The organism is Streptomyces sp. NPDC001903 (genome assembly GCF_042891345.1).
Lineage (GTDB): Bacteria > Actinomycetota > Actinomycetes > Streptomycetales > Streptomycetaceae > Streptomyces.
Genome location: NZ_JBIASZ010000004.1, coordinates 97,702 through 122,495 on the forward strand (window position 1 = coordinate 97,702; position 24,794 = coordinate 122,495).

Sequence of the window (24,794 nt, forward strand, 5' to 3'; positions counted from 1 at the left end):
AAGGCGATGACTCGGACCCGGACCCCAGGGCACAGACGAGGAGCGAGTTCCATGACCATCGCCCCGGACGACGTACAGCCTGCAGTCCGTTGGTACCAGGCGATGCGGGAGGCCGTTCAGTCGCTGGACGACACCGTTCCCGGCAAGTTCGAGATCACCAAGGAAGGCATCGTCCACGACATGATGGCTCCGTCCAGCCCTCACGAGCTCACCGCGCTGCGTCTACGGAAGCGTCTGGAGAAGGTGATGCCGGAGGAGCTCGTGGCCCACACCGGGGCTCCGGACGTGGAAGACGAGCTCCAGGGCATCCTGAGGCTGCCGGACATCATGCTGATCGCCGAAGCGGACATGGAGGGCCAGGGTTCCTTCGACCCTCACACCCTGATCGCCGCCGTCGAGGTCGTTTCCCGTTCCAACCCGGACAACGACTGGGTAGGGAAGATGCGGGACTACCCGCTGCTCGGCATCCCCATCTACGCGATCTTCGACCCTCGCACCGGGACGGGCACCGTTCTGTCGGACATCCACCGGACCCCTGCGGGACCGCGCTACGCGACGCGCAAGGACTTCGTGTACGGCGAGGACGTCACCATCGGCGAATGGACCGTCGCCACGGACGGCCTGCCGCTCTACCGGTAGAGCGGCAGGCCGTCCGTAAACCGGCCCGGAGGGACGGCTACGCGTCCGACATCTTCGGCATCTCGCCCGTCGTCTTCGACATGTCGATCACGGCGAAGGCCGCGCCCTGCTGGTCCGTCACCGCCGCGAAGCGGCCGAAGGGGCTGTCCATCGGGCCGAAGTGGAGCTTGCCGCCGTGCTTCTTGGCCTTGGCCACGGCCTCGTCGCAGTCCGGGACCCCGAAGTAGACCTGGATGTACGGGGGGATCTCCGGCGGGAACTCGTCGCCCATCTTCATCCGGCCGAGGACCGGGTTCTCCTTGCCGCCCACGCTGTAGATCCTGAAGTCCATCCCGGCCATCTCGGGGTCGTCGCCCGGCTCCATCGTCTGGGCCCCGTACGGGAAGACCTGCGAGAGGAACGAGTCCGCCTTGTCCGGCTCACGGGTGAAGACCTCGGCCCAGGCGTACGCGCCCGGCTCGCCGATCTTCTCGAAGCCCTTGTGCTCGCCCGGCTGCCAGACGCCGAAGACGGCGCCGCTCGGCTCCTTGGCGATCGCCATCGTGCCGAAGCTGCCGACCTGCATCGGCTCCATCATCAGCTCGCCGCCGGCCGACTTGATCTTCTCCGCCGTCGCCGCCGCGTCGGGCGAGGCGAAGTACAGACACCACTGCGACGGGGCCTCACCGCCCGGCATCGGCGGGACGACGGCGGCCACCGCCTTGCCGTCTGAGTAGGCCTGCGTGTAGTTGCCGTACTCGCTGGACGACTCGCCGAACGTCCAGCCCAGCACGTCGGAGTAGAAGGTCTTGGCGCCCTCCACGTCCTTGAACATCGCGTCCACCCAGCACGGAGCGCCTTCCGGGAACTCAGCCATGATCGATCGACTCCTGTGTCGTTTCGTCTGATTTGCGCGGTTCTCACGCTAGGCCCGCGGTGCGCCGACCGCGCGGGGAAGGCAGCCACGCGGGAGGCTGGATCCATGGACATCACGATGCGGCTGGCCCAGCAGCCGGAGGCCGACGAGCTCCTCGGCCGCAGCCCGCTCGCCGCCCTCGTCGGCATGCTGCTCGACCAGCAGGTGCCGATGGAGTGGGCGTTCTCCGGGCCGTACACGATCGCCCGGCGGATGGGGGCCGACGATCTGGACGCCCACGCCATCGCCGCCGCCGACCCCGAGGCCTTCGCCGCGCTGCTCTCCGAGAAGCCGGCCGTGCACCGCTACCCCGGGTCGATGGCGAAGCGGGTGCAGCAGCTGTGCGCGTACCTGGTGGAGCACTACGACGGGGACGCCGAGGCGATCTGGCGCGGCGTGGGCACCGGGCAGGAGCTGCTGAAGCGACTCAAGGAGCTGCCCGGCTTCGGCGAGCAGAAGGCCCAGATCTTCCTGGCGCTGCTGGGCAAGCAGCTCGGCGTGCGCCCCAAGGGCTGGCGCGAGGCGGCCGGCGGCTACGGCCCGGCGAACGTCTACCGTTCGGCGGCGGACATCACCGGGCCGGAGTCCCTGGCGAAGGTGCGGGCACACAAACAGGAGATGAAGGCCGCCGCCAAGGCGGCCAAGGCGGAGAAGAGCGGCTAGGACGCAGCCGGGGCGAGGGCCTGGGCCTGCGCCTGCGCCTGCGCCGGACGCTTCCGCAGCGCCGACGCGTAGACCTCGTCCGCGTCGAGGCGCCGCAGCTCCTCCGAGATCAGCTCGGCCATGCTGCGGATCTTCAGCGCCACCTTGCGGTCGGGGCTGCCCGGCAGGATCAGCGTGGCCAGCGCCCCGTCGGGGCGGTCCACCGTGATCTCGCCCTCCCCGGTCGCCAGCCGGACCCGGGTGATCACGGGTCCGTCCGTGGTGACCCGCTCCACCGGTACGCCGAGCCGGTCCTCCAGCCAGCGCGCCAGCAGCTCGGCGCTCGGGTTGTCGACCTCGCTCTCCACCGCCGCGCCCGTCACCGGCAGCGGTTTCTGGTCCACGGCGGCGGCCAGCAGCGCCCGCCACGGAGTCAGCCGGGTCCACGCGAGGTCGGTGTCCCCGGGGGCGTAGGAGGCGGCCCGCCGGTCCAGCACCGCCACCGGGTCGGCGGTGGCCTCCGCGTCGGTGATCCGGCGCTGCGCGAGCGCGCCGAGCGGATCCCGCGCCGTGTCGGCGGGAGCGTCGGCCGGCCACCAGGCCACCACCGGCGCGTCCGGCACCAGCAGCGGGAGGACGACCGAGCCCGCCTGCTCCGTGAGCGCGCCGTGCAGGCGCAGCAGCACGATCTCCCCGGTCCCGGCGTCCGAGCCGACGCGCAGCTCGGCGTCCAGCCGGGTCTGGCGGAGCTTGTGCGAGCCGCGCGAGGTGCGCTTGATCACCACGATGATCCGGCAGGGGTGTTCGCGCGAGGCCTCCGAGGCCGCGCGGACGGCGTCGTACGCGTTCTCCTCGTCGGTCGCGATGACGAGCGTCAGCACCAGGCCCATCGTGGGGCTGCCGACGGCCCGGCGGGCGTCGAGGAGGGCCCGGTCGATCTTGCTGGACGTGGTGTCGGTGAGTTCGGTCCGCATGGGTCGAAGTCTGTCAGCGCCGCGGCCCCCGGCGGCACCCCGTCGGCGCATCCGGCCGCCGGAATCCGTCACGTGCCAAGCGTCGGGGGCCTCACCTGCGCCGCTTCGCCGTCCCGAAGATCGACCGCGAGATCTCCCGCCCCAACTGGGTCCCGATCGACCGGGCCAGCGAGCGGAACAGCCCGCTCCCCACCACCTGCTGGGCGAGCGAGGGATCCGGCTTCGGCGCGCTGCGCGCCGCCTTGGCCGCCTCCTTGGCCTGCTTCTCGGCCTGCGCCTCGGCCGCGGCCGCCTCCGCCGCCGCCTCGGCCGCGGCCTGCTCGGCGCTGATCTTCTCGTACGCCGACTCCCGGTCGACCGGTTCCGCGTACCGCGCATGGAGGAGCGAGGACTTCACCGCCGTGTCGAGGGCCGCCGCGTCGATCGGGCCCATCAGCGACTGCGGGGCGCGCAGCCGGGTCGCCGCGACCGGGGTCGGGGCGCCCTTCTCGCTGAGTACGGTGATCACCGCCTCGCCCGTACCGAGCTGGGTCAGCAGCTCCTCAAGGTCGTACGCGGAGTTCGGGAAGGTCTTCACCGTCGCCTTCAGCGCCTTCGCGTCGTCCGGGGTGAAGGCGCGCAGCGCGTGCTGCACGCGGTTGCCGAGCTGCGCGAGCACGTCGGCCGGAACGTCCTTGGGGGTCTGCGTCACGAAGAAGACGCCGATGCCCTTGGAGCGGATCAGCCGCACGGTCTGGGTGATGGACTCCAGGAAGGCCTTCGAGGCGCCGTTGAACAGCAGGTGGGCCTCGTCGAAGAAGAAGACGAGCTTGGGCCGCTCCAGGTCCCCCACTTCCGGCAGGTCGGTGTAGAGGTCGGCCAGCAGCCACATCAGGAAGGTGGAGAAGAGCTGCGGCTTGTCCTGGACCGCCGGGAGTTCCAGTACGGAGACCGTCCCGCGCCCGTCCGCGGCGGTCCGCAGGAATTCGCTGGTGTCGAATTCCGGCTCGCCGAAGAACTCCGAGGCGCCCTGCTGCTCGAAGGCGGTCAGGGCGCGCAGGATCACCCCGGCCGTCACCGTGGACAGCCCGCCGATGCCCTTGAGCTCGGCCTTCCCCTGGTCGGAGACGAGGAAGGCGACGACCGCCCGCAGGTCCTTGAGGTCGATCAGCTCCAGTCCCTTGGCGTCGGCGTAGTGGAAGATCAGGCCGAGCGACTGCTCCTGGGTCTGGTTGAGCTGGAGCACCTTCGACATCAGCACCGGGCCAAAACTCGTCACGGTGGCCCGGACCGGAATGCCGGGTCCGATCCCGCCCAGCGAATAGAACTCGCTCGGGAATCCGGTGGCCTCCCACTGCTGCCCGACTTCCTTCGCCCGTTCCCCGATCTTCTCGTTGGCCGTGCCCGGCACCGAAATCCCCGACACGTCCCCCTTGATGTCGGCGAGGAACACCGGGACGCCGCCCGCCGACAGCTGCTCGGCGATGAGCTGGAGGGTCTTCGTCTTGCCGGTGCCGGTGGCGCCCGCGACCAGCCCGTGGCGGCCCAGCATCGACAGCGGGATGCGGATCTGGCGGTCCGGCAGGCAGGCCCCGTCCCAGAGCAGTGCACCCAGTTCGAGCGCGGGTCCGGTGAAGGCGTACCCGGCGGCGATCTGGTCGGCCGGGGACGCGGGGTCGGTGCTCTGGCTCATACATCACTCCCGAAATAGCCCTGCCTGCCACTTTTGCACCGGCTTGGCAAGGCTGCGCCCGCAGGCACCGGCCCGGTAGGCTTTCCGTGTGATCTTCAAGCGCATCGGAAACGGGCGGCCGTACCCCGACCACGGCAGGGAAACCACCCGGCAGTGGGCGGACGTCGCCCCGCGCCCGGTCCGGCTCGACCAGTTGGTGACGACCAAGGGGCAGCTGGACCTCGAGACGCTGCTCGCCGAGGACTCGACGTTCTACGGGGACCTCTTCGCGCACGTCGTGAAGTGGCAGGGCGACCTGTACCTGGAGGACGGACTGCACCGCGCCGTGCGCGCGGCCCTGCAGCAGCGCCAGGTGCTGCACGCGCGCGTCCTCGAAATGGACTACTGAGCCGGGACACGCCGTAGGCGGGGCCGCGGAAGGCTCCGGGCCGGGCCCCCCTTGGGTTTCCGGTTCGGGAGAATTGCGCCTTTCGGGTCGGTCTTGCCCTATCAACAGATCATTTGGTGGGCATCGCAGGCGGGCGGTACTACGCTGCGCCCATGAGCATGCTCACTCCCCCCGGCATGGGCGGAAAGTACCGCGTCACGGGAGCGGCCTACCCCCGCATGAGGCCACCTCGGCGCCGCCGCAGGATCGTCCTCACCGTGATCGGAGCAGTCCTCGGTCTGGCCCTGCTCGGCTACGGATCCGTGCAGCTCATGAACGTGTTCCGTGGAACGGGCGGCAGCGGCAAACACCAGGCCGCGGGCAAGGACTGCGCGACCCCGAAGCCAAGGGCGGGCGCCGCGGCGGCCGCCAGCCCCGCCGCGGCCAAGCCGGCCGCGGCCCTGCCGCAGCCCGGCGAGATCACGGTCAACGTCTACAACGCGACCCCGCGCGCCGGGCTCGCCAAGGCGGTCGGCGACGAGCTGAAGAAGCGCGGCTTCACCGTCGGCAAGGTCGGCAACGCGCCCGCCGACTTCGACAAGAAGGTCCCCGGGACGGGGATACTGCTCGGCTCGCCCAAGACCGACAAGGCGGCCTTCTCCGTACTGGGCACCCAGCTCGAAGGCGACACGCAGCAGACCGACGCCCGCGAGGGCTCGGACATCGACCTGATCCTCGGCGACGCGTTCACGGAGCTCAGCCCGAAGGAGGCGGCGGACAAGGAGCTGTACCTGCTGGCCAACCCGCAGCCCGCGCCCGCCAAGACCTGCTGAAAGCGCTCACGCGCCGACCCTCTGCCCCGCGGACCCGCCGCGTGGACCGCACTGACCCACTGACCCGCTGACCCGACCGAACGAGAACCGGCCGGCCACCTCCCAAGAGGCGGCCGGCCGGTTCGTCTTCGGTCCCGCTACTCGGCCGAGCCGTACATGCGGTCGCCCGCGTCGCCCAGGCCCGGAACGATGTAGCCGTGCTCGTTGAGCCGCTCGTCCACCGCGGCCGTCACGACCGTCACCGGGGTGCCCGCGAGGTCGCGCTCCATGACCTCGACGCCCTCGGGCGCGGCCAGCAGCACCACGGCGGTGACGTCGTCGGCGCCGCGCTTGATCAGTTCCTGGATCGCCGCGACGAGCGTGCCGCCGGTGGCGAGCATCGGGTCGACCACGTACACCTGCCGCCCGGAGAGGTCCTCCGGCATGCGCGTCGCGTACGTGGAGGCCTCCAGGGTCTCCTCGTTGCGGACCATGCCCATGAAGCCCACCTCGGCGGTCGGCAGCAGCCGCATCATGCCGTCCAGCATGCCGAGGCCGGCGCGCAGGATCGGCACGACCAGCGGGCGCGGGTGCGAGAGCTTCACGCCGGTGGTCGGGCCGACGGGCGTGACGATGTCGGCCTGCTCGGTGCGCACGTCGCGGGTGGCCTCGTACGCGAGGAGGGTCACCAGCTCGTCGGCGAGCCGACGGAAGGTGGGGGAGTCGGTGCGCTTGTCGCGCAGGGTGGTCAGTTTGTGCGCCACCAAGGGGTGATCGACGACCTGCAAACGCACAACATCCTCCAAGGCTCAGCTGCCGGGTTTCGACCTGCGACCTGCAAAAACGGCCGCACTTTTTCGCGACCCACGGTCAAAAGGCTACGCGGTGCGCGCACCCCCGTGCGTCCGAACCCGCGTCGTCGCCCGCGTCGTCGCCCTCGCGGTCGCCCGCGGGGTCGCCCGCGGATCCGCTGCGGGTCTCCTGCGGATGCGACCCGCCCGGACGCCCAGCACGCTGGACGGATGAGCAACGCACCGGTGGTCGTGGCGGTCGACGGGTCCGAGCACAGCCTCAGAGCGCTGGAATGGGCGCGGTCCGAGGCGCTCCGGCACGGCAGCGCCCTGGTGGTCTCGCACGTGCTGCCCGACAGCGCCCAGCTGTACGCGGCGCGCCGCTCCTCCCTCGCCGACCCCTCGCAGCCGCGGGAGTACGCCGACCCCGTCGGCGAGCACGTACGGGACATCCTCGCCGGCGCCCCCGAACTGCCGGCCGAGGTGCGGTACGAGTCGCTGGAGGGCTCCGTGCCCGAGGCCCTGCGGGTGACCGGGGAGGAGTCCCTGATGCTGGTGATGGGCTCCCGGGGCCGCGGCGGCTTCGCGGCCCTGCTGCTCGGCTCGAACAGCCGCGCCGTGGCCTCCACGGCGGCCTTCCCGGTGGTCGTGGTCCCCCACGCGGCGCGCAGCGCCGACGCCGGGGACGGGCCGTCCGCCGGGCGGGTGGTGCTCGGCCTGCACGCCGCGGAGACGGCGGACGACGTGGTGGCCTTCGCCTTCGCGGAGGCGGCCGCACGGGGGACCACCGTCCAGGTGGTCTCGGCGTACGCGATCCCGCCGGCGCCGGTGATGGTGGTGGACAACCCCTTCCAGGTGATCCCGCCGGAGGGCCTGGCCGACGACGGGAACGCGGTGCCGGCGGAGCGGGAGATGCTGCGCTCCCAGACGGAGCGGCTGCAGCCCTTCCGGGCCCGGTGGCCTCAGGTGCCGGTGGAGCAGGCGGCGGTGCCGGGCGACGCGGCGGAGCGCCTGGTGACGGCCTCCCGGTCGGCGGACCTGGTGGTGGTGGGCCGCCACCACCCGCGGCGCAGCGTCGGGTCCCTGATGATCGGCTCGGTGGCGCACGCGGTGCTCCACCACGCGCACGGTCCGGTGGCGGTGGTCCCGACCCTGTCGGACGACGCGTGACAACCCTTCTGAGCTGCGAAGGGGCTGTGAAGGGGTGGCATCAACCGGCCCATCCGGGGGAAGGTGGGGTGCGGGGGGTCTGCTTCGCGCCGGCGGAGGAGGACGACCGGACCAGCCGGGGTGGTGGCGGATGCCCGACACGCAGCCGAGCCGAGAGAACGACGCGCCGCAGCAGCCGGAGACTCCGGCTCAGCGCAGAGCGCGCAGGGCGCAGTTCCTGCGCGACCTGATGGAGGCGCGGGCCCTGCGCGACCGCGTCCAGCCCCGCCGCGCCCGCGCGGCCCGCATGCGCCAGCAGATGCGCATGCGCACGTTCCGCTGGTGAACTGCTGCCGCCCCCGACCGCCCTGCGGCCCTGCCGCCCGCCCCGCCCAGCCCGCACCGCCCCGCCCAGCCGCCCGGACCGCCCGGTCCGCCCGCGAATCCGGCCCCGGCGGCGTCCGGGGGAGGCGCCGCGCCGAGCGGGCGGGCGGGATCGCGGGGGCCCCGCGAGGCCTCCGCAGCGCGCCACGGCAGCCCCCGTACAACCCGCGGAGCGCACGGCACGGGACGACGCAAGCGCCGAAGACCTCTCGCAAAGCCGCGCTTTCTGCCACGATGCCGATTGGGCGGGGCACGAAACGGCGAGCAGGACAGCCGTTCCAACCCTCCCCACCTCCGGCCGGGGGGACCTCCAACCGGCACGCCTATGACCAGTGGGAGAGTCACGGTGTATTTCGCCGCACTGCTCGCGCGCACCGAAGACGGGTGGGAAGCGAGCGACATGGAACTCGACGACGTCGAGTCCCTGAGTGATCTGATCGATCTCGCCCGTGCCGCCGCTGTCGACGACGACACGGTGGTCGCCCTCATCGAGCAGGAGGACGCCTGGTTCGGCGTCGTCCGCGTGGACGGCGAGGAGGACCCGCGGTACTTCGTGTCGAACGCCGCCATGGCCTCCCGCAGCTCCTACGGCTCGATGCTGACCGACGAGCTGCTGGGCAGCGACGAGGAGGACGACGAACTCGACGAACTGGACCTGGACGGCACCGAGGACGGCGAGGAGGACACGATCGCCGCGTTCACCGGTGCCGACGACGAGGACGAGGAGGACTCGCCCGGCGCGGAACCGGTACCCGCCGGCCCGCTCGGCGACCCCCGGCTGCTGGACGACCTCGGCGTCAGCAACAAACAACTGATGACCCTCGACGGGGACGCCCTCTCGGAGATCGCCGAGTCCCTCGGCGCCACCGAGGTGCTGGAGGCCGTCCGCTAGTGATCACCACGCACCACCCCCTGCACGGCCCCGATCCCGTACGGGACCCGTGGCGGGACTCCATGCGCCTCGCGCTCGCGGAGGCCGCCCGGGCGGTGCCGGCCGGCGACGTGCCGGTCGGTGCCGTCGTGCTGGGCCCGGACGGGGAGCTCCTCGCCACCGGGCACAACGAGCGCGAGGCCATCGGCGACCCCACGGCGCACGCCGAGGTGCTGGCGCTGCGCCGGGCGGCCGCCCGGCTCGGGGAATGGCGGCTTCCGGGGTGCACCCTCGTGGTGACCCTGGAGCCGTGCGTGATGTGCGCGGGCGCGCTCGTGCAGTCGCGGGTGGCCCGGGTCGTCTTCGGCGCCGACGACGAGAAGGCGGGTGCCGCGGGGTCGCTCTGGGACCTCGTACGGGACCGCAGGCTCAACCACCGTCCGGAGGTGATCCGCGGGGTGCTCGCGCAGGAGTGTGCGCGGCAGCTGACGGACTTCTTCCGCGACCGCTGAGGGGGCTCGGCGGTATCGATTTCATTTGATGCCGATCCTTAGGCTAGGATCCATCTCGGTAGTGTGTCCGAGTGGCCGAAGGAGCTCGCCTCGAAAGCGAGTATGGGGCAACCCATCGGGGGTTCAAATCCCTCCACTACCGCTTCGTTCGAGAGCCCCGCCCCGCAAGGGACGGGGCTCTCGGCGTTTCCCGGCACGATCCGACGCGTCTTTACGGATGACGTCCGCGTGACCGGGGCCCCGCTCGGCCGTTGTCACGGCATGACCAAGACCCAGCGCATGCTCGCCGCCTTCGCCCTCGCGGGGGCCGCCGCGGGCCTCGCCGCTCCCGCCGCCTCCGCCGCCGCCCCGGCCCCGATCACCCTCCCGGACCTGCCGCAGGCGGCCCCGGGCATGCCGCAGGGGGCCACGCCCGGTTCGGTCCAGGAGATCGGCGGAAAGCTGGGCGAGCTGGACAAGCTCGGCCGGGTGACGGAGCTGCCCAACGACCTGGCGCCCGTGATCGCCCCGGTGGAGCCCGTCCTGGGCCTGCTCGGCGCCGTCCAGTAGCGGCGCCGTCCAGGAGAGGCGCCGTCCAGTAGCGGCGCCGTCCAGGAGAGGCGCCGTCCAGGAGAGGCGGAGGCCCGGGACGGCGGCGGAAGCCGAAGAAGGCCCCGACCGGGGTCGGGGCCTTCGACGTACGGGCGGGGGAAGTGGCATCGGGGGGACAAGCCACTTCCCCCGACGAGGACGGAACCTGCCAGTCCGAACCGCAGTCAGGGGGAAGCTTGCGGCTCGGACCCCGCAGTGAGGTCCTGTCCCTCACCCACCGATTTCCTGCCAGAACCGGTGGGCTCGCCTTCCATCCTGGGCCACCCCCACCCGCCCGTACTGCGGCAAAGGACCCGGACCGCCGGGTCATTGGTCCATAAAGGCCGGGTGAGTGTCCGAAGACGAACGGTTAGACTCACCTGACCAAGCAGGACCGGTTGGGGAGGCCGACACCGCTCATGGACACCAAGAAGATGATCATGGGTGGGCTCGTCGTGTTCGTGCTCTTCGTGATCATCACCCAGCCGGTCAAGGCTGCCGACATCGTCAAAATAGGCTTCCAGGGCATATCGGACGCGGCTCACGGTATCGGCGCGTTCATGACCGAATTGGTGCGCTGAACCCGTACGCTGACGCGGCCTTCCGAACGACCGGCCCCCCACTCCTACGGGTGGGGGGCTTTCGCGTTCCCGCCCCCTCGTATGGCCCCGCCAAATAGCCCCGCCCAAAACACCCCATTATGCCCAACTTGCCCTCAACACGGCGATATACGGTGCTTGCACACAGTGCACATGTCTTGTGATGCTATGACCGCTTTTGACGGATGAGTTGACATGAAGGGGTGGCGTGACCGTGCCGGCCAGTACTGCGCCTCAGGTGCCACCCCAGCAGGAGCCCCAGGACTCCCCGGTTCCGCCCCGACAGGACCCTCCCGAGGAGGCTCCAGCGCCGCCGAGACCGCAGAGCCGGGGCGCGGACACCCGGGCCCTCACCCAGGTCCTGTTCGGCCAGCTGAAGGGCCTTCAGCCGGGCACGAGCGAGCACCAGCGGGTGCGCGGGGCCCTCATCGAGGCCAACCTTCCGCTCGTCCGGTACGCGGCCGCCCGCTTCCGCAGCCGCAACGAGCCGATGGAGGACGTGGTCCAGGTCGGCACGATCGGCCTCATCAACGCGATCGACCGGTTCGACCCGGACCGCGGGGTGCAGTTCCCGACGTTCGCCATGCCGACCGTCGTGGGCGAGATCAAGCGCTACTTCCGCGACAACGTCCGCACCGTCCACGTGCCGCGCCGCCTCCACGAGCTGTGGGTCCAGGTGAACGCGGCCACCGAGGACCTCACCACCCTGCACGGGCGCACGCCCACCACGCCCGAGATCGCCGAGCGGCTGCGGATCACCGAGGACGAGGTGCTGTCCTGCATCGAGGCCGGGCGCTCGTACCACGCCACCTCACTGGAGGCCGCCCAGGAGGGTGACGGGCTCCCGGGGCTGCTGGACCGCCTCGGCTACGAGGACCCGGAGCTGGCCGGGGTCGAACACCGCGACCTCGTCCGGCACCTCCTCGTACAGCTGCCCGAGCGTGAACAAAGGATCCTGCTCCTGCGGTACTACAACAATCTGACGCAGTCCCAGATCAGCGCGGAGCTCGGCGTGTCCCAGATGCACGTTTCGCGACTGCTCGCCCGCAGCTTCGCCCGGCTCCGGTCCGCAAACAGGATCGAGGCGTAGCTGAAACGGGTGGAACCCGCTCCGCCGTTTCCCCACGGAATGGGCTCATTCCGCTCTGTCGCTGGAGATATATGTCGACTTGGCGCTACAGCGTGTTGCCGACATGTGACATTCTGCTGGAACCGCGTTTGCCGCAGCCCCGCCTCCGGTATTCAGGTGGAGGCTGCGTTCCTCCGACGGACGCGCCGTACGCGACCGTCCGCGACCTCAAGGGGGTGGCATGTCCGTAGACCAGGGCAGCTCCAAGGTGCTCACGCTCGTCAAGAGCGCGGCGCCGGCAGCGCCTGCACTGCCTGCAGCGCCTGTCCGCTCGGAAGCCATCGACACCCGCACCCTCTCCCGCTCCCTCTTCCAGCGACTCGCCGCCCTGGACGCGGACAGCCCCGAACGGGCGTACGTACGCGACACCCTGATCGAGCTGAACCTGCCCCTGGTGCGGTACGCGGCCGCCCGCTTCCGCAGCCGCAACGAGCCGATGGAGGACATCGTCCAGGTCGGCACGATCGGCCTGATCAAGGCGATCGACCGGTTCGACTGCGAACGCGGCGTGGAGTTCCCGACGTTCGCGATGCCGACCGTCGTGGGCGAGATCAAACGATTCTTTAGGGACACCTCCTGGTCCGTGCGCGTCCCGCGCCGCCTCCAGGAGCTGCGCCTCGCCCTCACCAAGGCCAGCGACGAGCTCGCCCAGAAGCTCGACCGCTCGCCGACGGTGCCGGAACTGGCCGCCGTACTCGGGGTGTCGGAGGAGGACGTCGTCGACGGCCTCGCCGTGGGCAACGCGTACACGGCCTCCTCGCTCGACTCACCCTCCCCCGAGGACGAGGGCGGCGAGGGCTCGCTCGCGGACCGCCTCGGGTACGAGGACGCCGCGCTGGAGGGCGTCGAGTACCGCGAGTCGCTGAAGCCGCTGCTGGCCAAACTCCCGCCCCGGGAACGGCAGATCATCATGCTCCGGTTCTTCGCGAACATGACGCAGTCGCAGATCGGCGAGGAGGTCGGCATCTCCCAGATGCACGTCTCCCGCCTGCTGACGCGCACGCTGGCACAGCTGCGGGTCGGCCTGATCGGCGAGTAGTCCCGGGCCGGAGGGTTCCCACCTGACGCAGAGTCAGTGAAACTACGGCGATGCGAGTGGACCGCCGAACGCTCACCCTCATCGCCCTGTGCTGCTCTCTGGCCGCCGCATGCCTGACGGGATGCGGCGGCCCGGCACGTGACGGCTACGCCGCCGCGGGCGCCGTGGCCCCGGGACCGGAACGCCGGGCGGGCGACAACGTGCCGCCGGGGTCTGCGGTGGAGCTGCAGCAGCTGGGCGACGGCTCCCCTCCCCCGGCGGGGAGTACGGCGCCCGGCGCACCGATCCCGAGCGGCTCGGCGGCCTCCGCCCAGGGCGGATCCCCGGCCTCCGCGCCCGGGACCACGCAGCCGCCCTCGCCGACCCAGGCCCCGCCGGCCCGGGCCCCGTCCACACCGGGGTCCTCCGCACCCGGGCCGGGGACGGCGCCGGGGACGACCCCGGGGGCGCCGCCCGGGACGCCGTCCGGGCCGACGGCACCGAGCACGCCGGCGAGTCTGGCCCTGAGCGCGCCGACGCGCACCGCGGCGGCGGACCGCTGGTGCGAGAAGGTCACGGTGGCGTTCACCAACAAGGGAACGAAACCGGCCACTTCCGGCACGGTCACGTTCTCGACGCACATCATCGGCGCGCTGGGCATCGACTGGGCCACGATCACCACGGCCCAGCCCCTCCCCGCCCCGATCCCCGGGGGCACGACGAAGACGCAGACCTACACGGTCTGCGTCGAGCCCTGGCGGGTCCCCCTGGGCATGCACGTGGAAACCCGGACGGCCACGGCGACCTGGAGCTAGGGGGTGTCCGCAAAGTCCCGCCTGCCCCGCGGCGCCCGGCACGCGCTCTCGGCGCACCGGACGCCGCGTGAGCGCCCTTCGGGCGCACGGCGCTACTTTGCGGACACCCCCTAGCCCCTGTCTTTCGGATCAGGCCCCGCCATGATCCGAAAGGCACGGCCTGGGCCTACAGGGCCAGCCAGGCCACGACGCCGATCAGCACCAGCGCGGCGACCCCCACCCCCAGCCACAGCCCGGCCTTCGACCCGGAGCCCTGCGCGGCCTGCCGCCGCCGGGACCCCGGAGCCACCGGGCCCGGCCCGGCCGGCGCGGCCTCCTCGACGAACGCCCGGAACATCTGAGTGCTGCCCGCGGGGTCGTAGTTGCCCTCGGGTCCCTGTGAGTTGTGGTTCGCAGCCATGCCTCAGGACCCTAGCGGGTTTTCCGATTCCTTTACCGCCCACACCCCTCCATTCGTTTGCCTGTAGCAACCAATCACTCTTATGGTTGCCCTAAGCAACAAGATGAGGAGGGGAGGGAGCCCCCATGACCGCCGAAGCCCGGACGCTGCACGCGCCACCCGCACCGCCGACACCACCCGCGCCGCCGGCATCACCCGCGCCGCACATGCCGGACATGCCGCGCGCGCGGCAAACGCAGCACGCGGCGCACGCGCCGCACACCCCCACCACCCGCTACGAAGAGCTGGCCCGCCAGCTGACCGGCATCGGCGCCGTCAAACGCGACCTGGCCCGCCTGCTCCCCCCGGACTGTCCGCCCGGCTCCGCCGCCGTCCTCACCCTGCTCGACCGCCACGGCGAGATCCGGCTCAGCCGCCTCGCCGACCTCATGGCCATCGACATCTCGGTGACCAGCCGCCACGTAGCCCACGTCGCCGACCGCGGGTGGATCACCCGCGACATCGACCCCGGTGACGGCCGCTGCCGCATCCTGCGGCTCACCCCGGCCGGCCACGCCCTCCTCGCCGAGGTCGGCGCCCGCTACACCGGCGCGCTGGAAAAGGCCCTGGCCGACTGGTCCCCGCACGACATCGACGTACTCAACACCTTGCTGACCCGGCTCCGATCGAGCTTCTAGACAAAGGAACCCCATGGCGACCACCGCACCCACCGGTGTGCAGGGAGGCAGCCGGTCGGAGACCACGTCCGGCCCCGCGTCCACCCCCGGCTCCGGCTCCCCCGCCCCCATGACCCACGCGCAGATCATGAGGGCGCTGTCCGGCCTGATGCTGGGCATGTTCGTGGCGATCCTGTCGTCCACGATCGTCTCCAACGCCCTGCCCCAGATCATCAGCGACCTCGGCGGTACGCAGTCCTCGTACACCTGGGTCGTCACCGCCGCCCTGCTGTCGATGACCGCCGCGACCCCGCTCTGGGGCAAGCTGTCCGACCTCTTCAGCAAGAAGCTGCTGGTCCAGATATCCCTGGTGATCTACGTCCTCGGCTCGGTGGTCGCGGGCCTGTCCCAGAACACCGGCATGCTCATCGCCTGCCGCGTCGTCCAGGGCATCGGCGTCGGCGGCCTCTCCGCCCTCGCCCAGATCGTGATGGCCGCGATGATCTCCCCGCGCGAGCGCGGCCGGTACAGCGGCTACCTCGGCGCCGTTTTCGCCGTCGCCACCGTCGGCGGCCCGCTGCTCGGCGGTGTCATCACCGACATCTCGTGGCTCGGCTGGCGCTGGTGCTTCTACGTCGGCGTGCCGTTCGCGATCATCGCCCTGATCGTCCTCCAGCGGACCCTGCACCTCCCGGTCGTCCGCCGCGACGTCAAGGTCGACTGGCTCGGCGCCTTCCTGATCAGCGGGGCCGTGTCCCTGCTCCTGATCTGGGTCACGCAGGCCGGCGACTCCTACGGCTGGGTCTCCTGGACCACCGCGGCGATGACCGGCGGCGCCGTCCTCCTCGGCCTGCTCTTCCTGCTGGTCGAGTCCAAGGCGAGCGACCCGATCATCCCGCTGCGCCTGTTCCGCAACAAGACCATCTCCCTCGCCTCGGCGGCCTCGCTGTTCGTCGGCATCGCGATGTTCTCGGGCACGGTGTTTTTCAGCCAGTTCTTCCAGTTGGCCCGCAACGAGTCCCCCACGATGTCCGGAATCCTCACGATTCCGATGATCGGCGGGCTCTTCGTCTCCTCCACGGTTTCCGGTCAGGTGATCACCAAGACCGGTAAGTGGAAGGCCTGGCTCGTCTCCGGCGGCGTCCTGCTGACGGCCGGCCTCGGGCTGCTGGGCACCCTGCGCTACGACACCCCGTACTGGCACATCGCGGTCTACATGGCGCTGACCGGCCTCGGTCTCGGCATGATGATGCAGAACCTCGTCCTCGCCACGCAGAACCAGGTGGCCCCCGAGGACCTGGGCGCGGCCAGCTCGGTCGTCACCTTCTTCCGCTCCCTCGGCGGCGCCATGGGCGTCTCGGCGCTCGGCGCGGTCATGGCCAACCGGGTCACCCACTACGTCAAGGACGGGCTGGCCGAACTCGGCCCGAAGGCGGCGGCCATGGGCCACGGCGGCACCGCCGGCGGTGGGATCCCCGACCTCGACAAGCTGCCCGCGCCGTTCCGCACGGTCATCGAGTCCGCGTACGGGCACGGCGTCGGCGACGTCTTCCTCTACGCGGCGCCGTTCGCGCTGCTCGGGCTCGTCCTGGTGCTGTTCATCAAGGAGGTGGCGCTGAAGTCCAAGGCGGCCGCCCACGCCCCGACGGCGGCGGCGACCCCGGCCACGGCACCGGCCACGGCCACGGCCTCCGCGGAATAGCGGCACCGAGCGGAACCGGCAGGCCCCCGTCGGGCTGCCCCTCCCCTGTTCGACAGGGCGGGGCGGCGCCCGGCGGGGGTTTTCTACGCCCCCGGGCGGGCCGCGGCCTTGGCCTCGATGCCCGCGATCAGGACGTCGAGCGCGAGGGCGAAGTCCCCGTCGGACGTCCGCCGGGCGGCGCCCCCGCAGCCGTGCAGGAACTGCGACACGGCCAGGTGCGCGCCGGTCCGGCAGGCGCCCGCCAGGCCGGTGGCGTCGAGCAGCCGCTGCAGCGCGGAGTCGAAGGCACGGGCGTGCGGGCCGATGTTCGGGTAAGCGGCCGTCAGCGGCGCCACCCACGGATGCTCCGTCAGCAGCCGCCGGTAGCCGCAGGCCAGCGCCCGCAGCCGGCCGGGCCAGCCGTCCTGGACCGGTGGGACGGGTGCGGCCGGCGCGACCGGTGGGACGAGTGCGGCCTGAGCGGCCGGCTCGGCGGGTGCGGCCCGTGCTGCCGCGGTGGTCCGGGGCAACTGGAGCTCGCCCAGGGCCCGGTCCAGGGCGAGTTCGAGCAGATCGTGCTTGGTGTCGACGTACCAGTACAGGGACATCGCGGTGACCCCGAGCCCGGCCGCGAGCCGCCGCATCGAGAACCGGGCCAGCCCCTCGGCGTCGAGCAGCCGGACGGTGGCCCCGGTGATCCGGTCCCGGTCGAGGCCGGAGGGCGCCTCGCTGCGGCGCCTGGCGGGTGCGGTGTGCCCGGGGGCCAGCCACACGCTGGTCCGGGTATCGCCGGGATCGGCCGCGGTCACCATGGAGGCACCCTCCTCACAACAGCTGGATCAGCCCGGAATGCCCGGTCCGCCCACTTGATGCTAGAGGGTGCCCCTCGCGTTCCGGCAGGTTCAGGACGGGGCGGACGCGCCGTTCAGGGGGGCGGTCAGGTCGTAGAAGGTGGCTCCTGCGACCGTGGTGGACCGGTAGTTGGCCTGGATCCAGCTCGTGATGGCGCTGCTGGTGCCGCCGCCCGGGCCGCCGCGCATGCCCTGCCCGGTCTGCCCCTCACCGCCGGCCCGGGCGCCCTCTCCGATGAAGTAGTGGATCTTGCCGGAGCGTACGTACTCCTGGAACTGCGCCAGCGTCGGCGAGGGGTCGCTGCCGTTGAAGCCGCCGATCGGCATCACCGGCTCGCCCGAGGCCAGCTGGTAGCTCGCCGCGTTCTGCGCGCCGATGGCAGCTGCCGCCCAGGTGTACTTCCCCGCGTCCTCGCGCAGGGCCGCCGTGGCCTCCTTGCCGACCTTCGTACCGCCGAGCAGGCCGCCGAAGCCGCCGCCACCACCGGGGCCGCCCGCGAAGTTCTCCGTGCCGCGTGCACCGCGCCCCCCGACGGCTCCCTGACCGCCCGGGAAGCCCTGGCCGCCCTGCGCGCCCTGACCGCCGGGGAACTGCCGGGGCCCGCCCTGCGGACCGCCGCCCTGCTGCCCCTGCTGCGGGCCGGCCTGCTGCGCGCCCTGCGGGGCCATGCCCGGCGGGAGTTCGCCTCCGGGGAAGCGCATCCCCATGCCGCCCATGCCGCCCCGGCCGCCCGAGACCGCGGGCCCGGCCGTCACGATCGACCCGCCGCGCGTGGAGTCCACCGTCGTCAGGCAGTACGCGAGCGGACCGGCGAGCGCCGCCGCCAGCCCCAGACCCGCCGCGCCCAGCGCGAAGCGGCGGCCGAGCCGGGCGCCGAGCAGCAGTCCGGCGGCCGCCAGGAGCCCGGCCACGAGCACGGTCCAGCGCAGCCACGGCAGGTATCCGGTGGAGCGGCCGAGCAGGACGTAGGACCACCAGGCGGTCAGGGCGAGGGCCGCGGACAGGGTGAGCGCGGCGGCCTTGCCGCCCCGCTCCTCCCACAGCATGGCCACGCCCATGCCGACCAGCGCGGCCACGTACGGCGCCAGCGCCACGGTGTAGTACTCGTGGAAGATGCCCTGCATGTAGCTGAAGACGAGCGCCGTGATCAGCAGGGAGCCGCCCCACACCAGGAACGCCGCCCGAGCCATCCCCTCCAGGGAGTCGGCCGCCCGGCGGGCCCGCCAGGTGATCACCAGGCCGGCGACGAGCATGACGAGGGCCGCCGGGAGCAGCCAGGAGATCTGTCCGCCGATGTTGGCCGAGAACAGCCGGTCGATGCCGGTCTCTCCCCAGCCCCCGCCTCCTCCGCCGCCACCGGGGCGGGCACCGCCGCCGCCGACGCTGCCGGTCTCGTTGCCGTTGATCCGGCCGAGGCCGTTGTAGCCGAAGGTGAGCTCCAGGAAGGAGTTGTTCTGCGAGCCTCCGATGTACGGGCGGGAGGACGCGGGCCACAGTTCCACGATCGCCACCCACCAGCCGCCGGCCACGACCACGGCGGCTCCGGCGAGCAGCAGCTGCCCGAGCCGGCGGCGCAGCCGGGTGGGCGCGCAGACCGCGTACACGAGGGCGAGCGGAGGCAGGATGACGAAGGCCTGGAGGGTCTTGGTCAGGAAGGCGAAGCCGACCGCGACGCCCGCCCAGACGAGCCACTTGGTGTGGGCTCCGTCGAGGGCCCGCAGCACGCAGTAGACGGTGACGGTCAGCAGCAGGGCGAGCAGCGCGTCCGGGTTGTTGAAGCGGAACATCAGCGCGGCGACCGGGGTGAGCGCGAAGACCGCGCCGCTGAGGAGCGCGGCCGCGGGCCCGAAGTGGCGGCGCACGGCCGCGTAGAGCACGGCGGTGGTGCCGACGCCCATCAGGGCCTGCGGGACGAGGATCTGCCAGCCGCCGAGCCCGAACAGCCGGACGGACAGGGCCATGGGCCACAGGGCCGCCGGGGGTTTGTCGACGGTGATGGAGTTCCCGGCGTCGGAGGAGCCGAAGAAGAAGGCCTTCCAGCTCTCGCTGCCGGCCTGGGCGGCGGCGGAGTAGAAGGAGTTGGCGTAGCCGGAAGCCCCCAGGTTCCACAGCAGCAGGACGGCGGTGGCCAGCAGGAGAGCCACGTGGGCGGGCCGCTCCCAGCGGGGCCGCCCCGCGGCCGCGGCACTGGCGCCGGCGGTGGTGTCGGCGGTGGTGCCGGGAGGGTTCGGGGCCCGTTCGGGGAACGGGGAGCCCATGGGTGGTACGGCCGTGGTCATCGGGTGTCGTCCTTCGCGGGAGTGGCGCGCCGCTCGGGGAAGACCCAGGCGCGGAAGAGCAGGAACCTCAGCACGGTCGCGGCGAGGTTGGCCGTGATCAGCACGGCCATTTCGGTGCTGTGGGAGGGGGCGGACGTGGCGGCGCCGAGCGCGGCGAGCGATCCGCTGGTCAGGGCCAGTCCGACGCCGAACACGACGAGGCCCTGGGCCTGGTGGCGTACGGCGCGGTCCCGGCCGCGGACCCCGAAGGTGAGCCGTCGGTTGGCAGCGGTGTTGGCGACGGCGGAGACCAGCAGGGCGCCGGCGTTGGCGAGCTGCGGTCCGGCGCCGAGCCGGAAGAGGGAGTACAGGACGAGGTAGGCGAGCGTGGACAGCACCCCGACGGCGCAGAAGCCGAGGAGCTGGCGGGCCAGCCCGCGCGGCACCCCGGGCAGGGCGCTGCGATCGCGGGGGTCGTCGCCGAAGGGGCGGGCGAGCCGGTCGAGCGGCAGCGCGCCGACGGCCAGCGCCCGGCCCACCCTCCACATGCCCTTGAGGTCCTCGGTGGCGGTGCTGACGATGTGGACGGTGGAGTCCGGGTCGTCCACCCAGTCCACCGGAACCTCGTGGATCCGCAGCCCGGCCCGCTCCGCGAGCACCAGCAGCTCGGTGTCGAAGAACCAGCCCGAGTCCTCCACCAGCGGCAGCAGCCGCTCCGCGACCTCCCGCCGGATGGCCTTGAACCCGCACTGGGCGTCGCTGAAGCGGGCGGCGAGCGAGGAGCGCAGGAGCAGGTTGTAGGCGCGGGAGACGAACTCCCGCTTGGCACCGCGCACCACGCGCGAGGAGCGGGCGAGGCGGGTGCCGATCGCGAGGTCGGAGTGCCCGGAGATGAGCGGGGCGACCAGCGGCAGCAGCGCGTTCAGGTCGGTGGACAGGTCCACGTCCATGTACGCGAGGACGGGCGCCTCGGAGCGGGACCAGACGGTCCGCAGGGCGCGGCCGCGGCCCTTCTCCTCCAGCCGGGTGCTGCGTACGCCGTCGACGTCGGCGGCGAGGGCGGCCGCGACCTCGGGGGTGCGGTCGGTGCTCGCGTTGTCGGCGATCGTGATGCGGAACGGGTACGGGAACGTACGGGTGAGGTGGTCGTGGAGCCGGCGCACGCACGGGCCGAGGTCCTTCTCCTCGTTGAAGACCGGGATCACCACGTCGAGTACGGGCTCGCCGGGCACGGGCGCGAGGTGCGCCCGTGCCGGAAGGGCGCCGGAGGAGGTGTCGGTTCGCATGTACCGACCTTCTCCGGGCGGGCTGTCACCGCTGTGTGGTGAGCCTGTGTCCCGTCTGTGAGTCCGTCGGTGAGTCCGTCCAGGAGCCGGTGCCGGAGCCGGTCCGGGAGTCCGTCCGGGGGCCCGCCTTCGGGTTCTGGTCCGGGGCGAGCGGAAGCAGGACCTCGAAGCAGGTGCGTCCCGGCTCGCTCCGTACGTCGACCTGTCCACCGTGCGCCGTCACCACGGCCTGGACGATGGCCAGCCCCAGGCCGGTGGAGCCGGCTCCCCGGGAGCGGGAGGCGTCGCCCCGGGCGAACCGTTCGAAGACATGGGGGAGCAGGGCGGGCGGGATGCCGGGCCCGTCGTCCTCGATCCGCAGCCGGACGGCGGATGTTTCACGTGAAACATGGGCGGTCACGGTGGTACCGGGCGGGGTGTGCGTACGGGCGTTGGCGAGCAGGTTGACCAGGACCTGCTGGATCCGGGCCGGGTCGGCACGGATGGGCGCGGGCTCGTCGGGAAGCTCGAGGCGCCAGTGGTGCTCGGGCCCGGCGGCCCGGGCGTCGCTGACGGCGTCGACGACGAGTGGTGCGAGGTCGGTGTCCTCCGAGCTGAGCGGGCGGCCCGCGTCGAGCCGGGCGAGGAGCAGCAGGTCCTCGACGAGGCCGGTCATCCGGGTCGCCTCGGACTCGATGCGGCCCAGGGCGTGCCGGGTGTCGGGGCCGGGCTCCTCCCGTCCCCGGCGGGTCAGTTCGGCGTACCCGCGGATGGAGGCGAGCGGAGTCCGCAGCTCGTGGCTGGCGTCCGCGACGAACTGCCGGACCCGGGTCTCGCTCTGCTGGCGGGCCGTGAGGGCGGAGGAGACGTGTCCCAGCATCCGGTTGAGGGCGGCGCCGACCTGGCCCACCTCGGTACGGGGGTCGGCCTCGGCCTCCGGGACCCTCTCGTGGAGGGCGGGTTCGCCGCTGTGCAGGGGGAGTTCGGAGACGCGGGTGGCGGTGGCCGCAACCCGGCGCAGCGGGCGCAGGGCGACCCCGACCAGGGCCTGTCCGGCGAGGGATGCCGCGATCAGCCCGGCCAGGGTGACGAAGACCTCCACGGCGATCAGCGTGCTCACGGTGGAGTCGACTTCGGCGAGCGGGAAGCCGAGGACGAGGCTCCCGTCCGGGGCGGTGAGCACCCGGTAGGAGCCGAGCTCCGGCAGGTCCAGGTTCACGGCGCCGGGCACGCCGTGGGCGGACGCCTTGCGGGCGGCTCGGGCCAGGGTTTCCGTCTGGGCCGCGGTGAGGCGCTGGATGTGGTCGTAGCCGGGCCCGCCGATGGCGGCGCTGCGTGCCGTGCTGGCCACCGTGCCGTCGGCCAGGAGCCGGATCCCGGCGGCGCCGAGCGGGGAGCCGGGGGCCAGGACGAACTTGTCGTCCTTGTCGCGGAGCGCCTTCTCCCCGAGGGGCTTGCGGATGCCCATGTCCACGGAGACCCGCAGCTGGTCGTCGAGCTTGTCGACCAGGTACGAGCGCAGCGCGAGGGTGGTGACGGCCCCGATGGCTGTGCCCACCACGGCGATCAGCGCCACCGCCGAGACGACGAGCCGGGCCCGCAGGGACCAGGAGCGGACCGGGCGGAAGAGGCGGGGCAGGCGGAAGGCGGGATGCTGCCGGGTCCGAGTCCGAGTCCGCGTCCCGGACCCGGTCCGGGTCCGGGTCCGGGTCCCGGTCCGGGACGGGCGCAGGGCCACTACTCGGCCGGCTTGATCAGGTAGCCGGCGCCGCGCCGGGTGTGGATCATGGGCGGGTAGCCGGGGCCGCTCTCCAGCTTGCGCCGCAGGTAGGAGATGTAGAGCTCGACGACATTGGCCTGGCCGCCGAAGTCGTACGACCACACGCGGTCCAGGATCTGCGCCTTGCTCAGCACGCGCCGCGGGTTGCGCATCATGTAGCGCAGCAGCTCGAACTCCGTGGCGGTCAGGTGGATCTCCCGGCCGCCCCGGGACACCTCGTGGCTGTCCTCGTCGAGCCGCAGATCGCCGACGGCCAGGACGGAGCCCCCGCGGGCGGCCTGCGCCGCGCCCGAGCGGCGGACCAGACCGCGCAGCCGGGCCACGACCTCCTCCAGGCTGAAGGGCTTGGTGACGTAGTCGTCGCCGCCCGCCGTCAGGCCCGCGATGCGGTCCTCGACGGAGTCCTTGGCGGTCAGGAACAGCACCGGGAGCTGCGGGATCTCCCGGCGCAGCTGTCCGAGGACGGCGAGTCCGTCCATGTCGGGCAGCATGATGTCGAGGACCACGACGTCCGGCCGGAACTCCCGCGCGGCCCGGACCGCGCCGGCCCCGTCGCCCGCGCTGCGGACCTCGCAGCCCTCGTAGCGCAGGGCCATGGAGAGCAGCTCCGAGAGCGAGGCCTCGTCGTCGACGACGAGCACCCGGCAGGGGCCGCCGTCGGGCCGGACGAGGGCCGTCGGGTTGCTGGTGGACGTGGACGCATGGGAGGTGGTCGTCGCAGTCATGCGACCACGCTGGCCGCAGCCTCTGAGAGCGTTCTTGTCCCTACCTGTGAATTCCCTGAGAAACCCCGGGCGCCGTCCGCCCGCCCGCTTCAGACCAGGCGGAACAGCCGGGCCCCGTTGTCGTGGCAGACCGCGCGCAGCCAGTCGTCGCCGAGCCCGAGCCGTTCGAGGGCCTCCAGCTGGTGCTCGTACGGGTAGGGGATGTTCGGGAAATCGGTGCCGAGCAGGATCCGGTCGCCGAGGTCCGCGAGCCGCCCCAGCTCTGCCTGCGGGAAGCCGCGGAACCGCTCGGAGAAGTCGGTGAAGGCCATGGTGGTGTCGAGGCGCACCGCGGCGTACCGGTCGGCGAGGTCCAGGAAGTCCGCGTACTCGGGCATGCCCATGTGCGCGACGATCAAGGGCAGCCGGGGGTGGCGGGCCAGCAGCCGGGCGATCGGCTCCGGTCCGGTGTGCTTGGCCGGGACCGGTCCCGAGCCGCAGTGGATCACCGTCGGGATGCCCGCCTCCGCGAGCAGCCCCCAGACCGGGTCGAGCCGGTCGTCGTTCGGGTCGTACCCGCCGACCTGGAGGTGCGCCTTGAAGACCCGGGCGCCGGCCTCGACGGCCTGCCGGACGTAGGCCTCGGCCCCTTCCTCCGGGAAGAAGGTGGCGGTGTGCAGGCAGTCGGGGGTCCGGGCGGCGAAGTCGGCGGCCCAGGAGTTGAGCCAGGCGGCCATCTCCGGCTTGTGCGGGTAGAGCATCGAGGTGAAGGCGCGGACCCCGAACCCGCGCAGGAGCGCGACCCGCTGCTCCTCCTCGTGCCGGTAGGTGATGGGCCACTCGACGCCGTTCAGCGGTCCGAATGCGTCGAAGTAGTCCCAGACCTTCGCCAGGACCCGGTCGGGCATGAAGTGCGTGTGGACGTCGACCAGTCCGGGCAGTCCGAGCCGCTCCCGGAAGGCACGGACCGCCTCAGCCGTTGCGGGCAAAGCCGTGGCTCCGCTCGACGGTCGCGACGTGCAGCGTGTAGCTCTCGTACCAGTCGGCGCGGCCCTTCTTCATGGCCGCCTGGTGCTCCAGGTCCTGCCGCCACACGGCGAGGGACTCGTGGTCGCGGAAGTAGGCGACGGTGATGCCGAGGCCGCCGGGGGTGCGGGCGGACTCGTAGCCGAGGAAGCCCGGATTCGCGGTCACGATCTCCTTCATCCGGTCGAGGACTTCCGGGTATCCGGCGTCGTCAGGGGTGCGGACGTTGCTGAAGACCGCCATCACGTACGGCGGTTCGAAGGCGGGTACGGGCTGGATGCTCATGCCCACCACCTTCCGCAGCAGCCCCCCGGCATGTCCACCGGAATGAGG

28 protein-coding genes and 1 tRNA gene are annotated in these 24,794 nt (G+C 72.2%); 16 read left to right on the forward strand and 13 right to left on the reverse strand.

Annotation, left to right across the window (positions count from 1 at the left end; genetic code table 11):
• Positions 1–51: 51 nt before the first annotated feature.
• Positions 52–639 carry a Uma2 family endonuclease gene (locus tag ACFYZS_RS10045; RefSeq protein ID WP_389009067.1) on the forward strand — a complete coding sequence of 196 codons (588 nt, stop codon included), beginning with the start codon at positions 52–54 and terminating at the stop codon, positions 637–639.
• A 37-nt stretch (positions 640–676) separates the two neighbouring features.
• On the opposite strand, the gene ACFYZS_RS10050 is transcribed toward ACFYZS_RS10045, so the two are convergent.
• Positions 677–1,495, reverse strand: a complete 819-nt coding sequence (locus ACFYZS_RS10050) for a VOC family protein (protein WP_389009070.1) — start codon at positions 1,493–1,495, stop codon at positions 677–679.
• 105 nt (positions 1,496–1,600) lie between these two features.
• Here ACFYZS_RS10050 and ACFYZS_RS10055 point away from each other — a divergent pair, with 105 nt between their 5' ends.
• Entirely contained in the window at positions 1,601–2,197 is a 597-nt protein-coding gene (locus ACFYZS_RS10055) for an HhH-GPD-type base excision DNA repair protein (RefSeq protein ID WP_389009073.1), read from the forward strand.
• Here the strand turns inward: ACFYZS_RS10055 and opcA are convergent.
• Together opcA and ACFYZS_RS10065 are read right to left on the reverse strand one after the other, a co-directional pair.
• Positions 2,194–3,150, reverse strand: coding sequence for a glucose-6-phosphate dehydrogenase assembly protein OpcA (gene opcA, locus ACFYZS_RS10060; protein WP_389009076.1), 957 nt, complete (start codon positions 3,148–3,150; stop codon positions 2,194–2,196). The two genes, ACFYZS_RS10055 and opcA, sit on opposite strands and share 4 nt — an antisense overlap.
• A gap of 91 nt (positions 3,151–3,241) precedes the next feature.
• On the reverse strand, positions 3,242–4,822 hold the full coding sequence (locus ACFYZS_RS10065; RefSeq protein WP_389009079.1) for a helicase HerA-like domain-containing protein: 1,581 nt from the start codon (positions 4,820–4,822) through the stop codon (positions 3,242–3,244).
• An 88-nt stretch (positions 4,823–4,910) separates the two neighbouring features.
• On the opposite strand from ACFYZS_RS10065, the gene ACFYZS_RS10070 reads away from it, so the two are divergent.
• Positions 4,911–5,210, forward strand: a complete 300-nt coding sequence (locus ACFYZS_RS10070; protein ID WP_030160221.1) for a type II toxin-antitoxin system VapB family antitoxin — start codon at positions 4,911–4,913, stop codon at positions 5,208–5,210.
• A 152-nt stretch (positions 5,211–5,362) separates the two neighbouring features.
• Positions 5,363–6,022, forward strand: coding sequence for a LytR C-terminal domain-containing protein (locus ACFYZS_RS10075; RefSeq protein WP_389009082.1), 660 nt, complete (start codon positions 5,363–5,365; stop codon positions 6,020–6,022).
• A gap of 137 nt (positions 6,023–6,159) precedes the next feature.
• Here ACFYZS_RS10075 and upp read toward each other — a convergent pair whose 3' ends face one another.
• On the reverse strand, positions 6,160–6,795 hold the full coding sequence (upp, locus tag ACFYZS_RS10080; protein WP_030160225.1) for a uracil phosphoribosyltransferase: 636 nt from the start codon (positions 6,793–6,795) through the stop codon (positions 6,160–6,162).
• 228 nt (positions 6,796–7,023) lie between these two features.
• On the opposite strand from upp, the gene ACFYZS_RS10085 reads away from it, so the two are divergent.
• The 9 genes from ACFYZS_RS10085 (at position 7,024) to ACFYZS_RS10125 (ending at position 13,045) form a co-directional block, all read left to right on the forward strand.
• The gene (locus ACFYZS_RS10085) at positions 7,024–7,962 is read left to right on the forward strand and encodes a universal stress protein (protein WP_389009085.1); all 939 of its coding nucleotides are present in this window, start codon (positions 7,024–7,026) and stop codon (positions 7,960–7,962) included.
• A gap of 130 nt (positions 7,963–8,092) precedes the next feature.
• A complete protein-coding gene (locus ACFYZS_RS10090; protein WP_389009088.1) occupies positions 8,093–8,287 on the forward strand; it encodes a hypothetical protein in 195 nt (64 codons plus the stop codon).
• Positions 8,288–8,671: 384 nt separating this feature from the next.
• Positions 8,672–9,217, forward strand: coding sequence for a hypothetical protein (locus ACFYZS_RS10095; protein ID WP_389009091.1), 546 nt, complete (start codon positions 8,672–8,674; stop codon positions 9,215–9,217).
• 62 nt (positions 9,218–9,279) lie between these two features.
• Positions 9,280–9,708 (forward strand): tRNA adenosine(34) deaminase TadA, encoded by a 429-nt coding sequence (gene tadA / locus ACFYZS_RS10100; protein ID WP_389010226.1) that lies wholly within the window; start codon positions 9,280–9,282, stop codon positions 9,706–9,708.
• Between the two features lie 57 nt (positions 9,709–9,765).
• Positions 9,766–9,850 (forward strand) — tRNA-Ser (locus ACFYZS_RS10105).
• Positions 9,851–9,969: 119 nt separating this feature from the next.
• Positions 9,970–10,257: a hypothetical protein gene (locus tag ACFYZS_RS10110; protein ID WP_389009094.1), complete on the forward strand. Its 288-nt coding sequence runs from the start codon at positions 9,970–9,972 to the stop codon at positions 10,255–10,257.
• 440 nt (positions 10,258–10,697) lie between these two features.
• A complete protein-coding gene (locus ACFYZS_RS10115) occupies positions 10,698–10,859 on the forward strand; it encodes a hypothetical protein (RefSeq protein ID WP_159046037.1) in 162 nt (53 codons plus the stop codon).
• A gap of 232 nt (positions 10,860–11,091) precedes the next feature.
• Complete coding sequence (locus ACFYZS_RS10120; protein WP_389009097.1) at positions 11,092–11,967, forward strand: RNA polymerase sigma factor SigF; 876 nt, start codon at positions 11,092–11,094, stop codon at positions 11,965–11,967.
• A gap of 220 nt (positions 11,968–12,187) precedes the next feature.
• On the forward strand, positions 12,188–13,045 hold the full coding sequence (locus tag ACFYZS_RS10125; RefSeq protein WP_389009099.1) for an RNA polymerase sigma factor SigF: 858 nt from the start codon (positions 12,188–12,190) through the stop codon (positions 13,043–13,045).
• 145 nt (positions 13,046–13,190) lie between these two features.
• Here ACFYZS_RS10125 and ACFYZS_RS10130 read toward each other — a convergent pair whose 3' ends face one another.
• Positions 13,191–13,616, reverse strand: coding sequence for a hypothetical protein (locus ACFYZS_RS10130; protein WP_389009102.1), 426 nt, complete (start codon positions 13,614–13,616; stop codon positions 13,191–13,193).
• Here ACFYZS_RS10130 and ACFYZS_RS10135 point away from each other — a divergent pair.
• A complete protein-coding gene (locus tag ACFYZS_RS10135) occupies positions 13,603–13,839 on the forward strand; it encodes a hypothetical protein (protein WP_389009105.1) in 237 nt (78 codons plus the stop codon). The two genes, ACFYZS_RS10130 and ACFYZS_RS10135, sit on opposite strands and share 14 nt — an antisense overlap.
• Before the next feature lie 166 nt (positions 13,840–14,005).
• On the opposite strand, the gene ACFYZS_RS10140 is transcribed toward ACFYZS_RS10135, so the two are convergent.
• Positions 14,006–14,239 (reverse strand): hypothetical protein, encoded by a 234-nt coding sequence (locus ACFYZS_RS10140; RefSeq protein ID WP_389009108.1) that lies wholly within the window; start codon positions 14,237–14,239, stop codon positions 14,006–14,008.
• Positions 14,240–14,454: 215 nt separating this feature from the next.
• Between ACFYZS_RS10140 and ACFYZS_RS10145 the strand changes: the two genes are divergently transcribed.
• Positions 14,455–14,916: a MarR family winged helix-turn-helix transcriptional regulator gene (locus ACFYZS_RS10145; RefSeq protein WP_389010229.1), complete on the forward strand. Its 462-nt coding sequence runs from the start codon at positions 14,455–14,457 to the stop codon at positions 14,914–14,916.
• Positions 14,917–14,929: 13 nt separating this feature from the next.
• Positions 14,930–16,597: an MDR family MFS transporter gene (locus ACFYZS_RS10150; RefSeq protein WP_389009111.1), complete on the forward strand. Its 1,668-nt coding sequence runs from the start codon at positions 14,930–14,932 to the stop codon at positions 16,595–16,597.
• A gap of 83 nt (positions 16,598–16,680) precedes the next feature.
• Here ACFYZS_RS10150 and ACFYZS_RS10155 read toward each other — a convergent pair whose 3' ends face one another.
• The 7 genes from ACFYZS_RS10155 to ACFYZS_RS10185 all read right to left on the reverse strand — a co-directional run bounded on the left by ACFYZS_RS10155 (position 16,681) and on the right by ACFYZS_RS10185 (position 24,746).
• The gene (locus tag ACFYZS_RS10155; RefSeq protein ID WP_389009114.1) at positions 16,681–17,388 is read right to left on the reverse strand and encodes a TetR/AcrR family transcriptional regulator; all 708 of its coding nucleotides are present in this window, start codon (positions 17,386–17,388) and stop codon (positions 16,681–16,683) included.
• Between the two features lie 90 nt (positions 17,389–17,478).
• Positions 17,479–19,707, reverse strand: coding sequence for an ArnT family glycosyltransferase (locus tag ACFYZS_RS10160; RefSeq protein ID WP_389009116.1), 2,229 nt, complete (start codon positions 19,705–19,707; stop codon positions 17,479–17,481).
• A complete protein-coding gene (locus ACFYZS_RS10165; protein ID WP_389009119.1) occupies positions 19,704–20,972 on the reverse strand; it encodes a glycosyltransferase in 1,269 nt (422 codons plus the stop codon). The genes ACFYZS_RS10160 and ACFYZS_RS10165 overlap by 4 nt, the downstream gene beginning before the upstream one ends.
• Before the next feature lie 25 nt (positions 20,973–20,997).
• Positions 20,998–22,590, reverse strand: coding sequence for an ATP-binding protein (locus ACFYZS_RS10170; RefSeq protein ID WP_389010232.1), 1,593 nt, complete (start codon positions 22,588–22,590; stop codon positions 20,998–21,000).
• A 98-nt stretch (positions 22,591–22,688) separates the two neighbouring features.
• Entirely contained in the window at positions 22,689–23,456 is a 768-nt protein-coding gene (locus ACFYZS_RS10175; RefSeq protein ID WP_389009122.1) for a response regulator transcription factor, read from the reverse strand.
• A gap of 89 nt (positions 23,457–23,545) precedes the next feature.
• Positions 23,546–24,424 (reverse strand): amidohydrolase family protein, encoded by an 879-nt coding sequence (locus ACFYZS_RS10180; protein ID WP_389009124.1) that lies wholly within the window; start codon positions 24,422–24,424, stop codon positions 23,546–23,548.
• Positions 24,408–24,746, reverse strand: coding sequence for an antibiotic biosynthesis monooxygenase family protein (locus tag ACFYZS_RS10185; RefSeq protein WP_389009127.1), 339 nt, complete (start codon positions 24,744–24,746; stop codon positions 24,408–24,410). The genes ACFYZS_RS10180 and ACFYZS_RS10185 overlap by 17 nt, the downstream gene beginning before the upstream one ends.
• Positions 24,747–24,794: the final 48 nt, after the last annotated feature.